Here is an 803-nt window from a genome sequence, read left to right on the forward strand (position 1 = left end):
AAAAGTCAAAAACTTGGGCTTTTACAAGTGGTCAAGCAGGCACAGATCACAGTATTGTTCGGTGTCAGTGGACAAAAAGGACTATTTACTCAAGAGGTGATCGAAGCCTTATGCACTAATACGGATAAGCCCATAGTCCTACCGTTATCAAACCCAACGTCTCGTGTTGAAGCCACACCGCAAGAGATTACTAACTGGAGCTGTGTCCGCGCTATTATTGCAACGGGTAGTCCATTTCCTCACACTACCTTTAACGGTCAGAGTTTTGAGGTGTCTCAGTGTAACAACAGCTATATCTTCCCAGGTATCGGCCTAGGAGTGCTTATATCACGAGCAACGGGAATTAGCGACAATATGCTTATGGCAGCAAGCCAAGCCCTTGCTGATATCTCAGCAGCGTATGAAAAAGCCCCCGGTGCTATATTGCCACCCATCAAAGTCATCAGAGAGATCAGTGAAAAAATAGCTTATGCTGTGGCCCTGCAAGCGATTGAAGACAAACTTGCTCTACCTGTAACGATAGAGAACCTACAACGCCGATTACAAGCCAATTTCTGGCTGCCCAGATACCGTAACTATCGTCGTACTTCTTTTTAGATTTATAGAAATATAAAGAGAAAAGCCGACTATTAATCAAACATAGTAGTTGGCTTTTTCGTGAAAATTGCTTTTATAATGTGGACTTGAATTATTTATCAAAAACAAAAACCCCTTTAAATCTTTTGATTTAAAGGGGTTTTATACAATCTAAATTTGGTGGGCCCAGTAGGACTTGAACCTACGACCAAAGGATTATGAGTCCT

The 803-nt window shown here is 41.8% G+C and carries 1 protein-coding gene; it reads left to right on the forward strand.

Annotated elements, in window-relative coordinates; translation table 11 throughout:
* Nucleotides 1-597 (forward strand): malic enzyme-like NAD(P)-binding protein (locus ACTXGO_RS15110; protein ID WP_443575097.1); only part of this gene is annotated, 597 nt, incomplete at its 5' end.
* Between the last annotated feature and the right edge of the window lie 206 nt (nt 598-803).

It is taken from the genome of Psychrobacter sp. T6-1 (assembly GCF_052258445.1).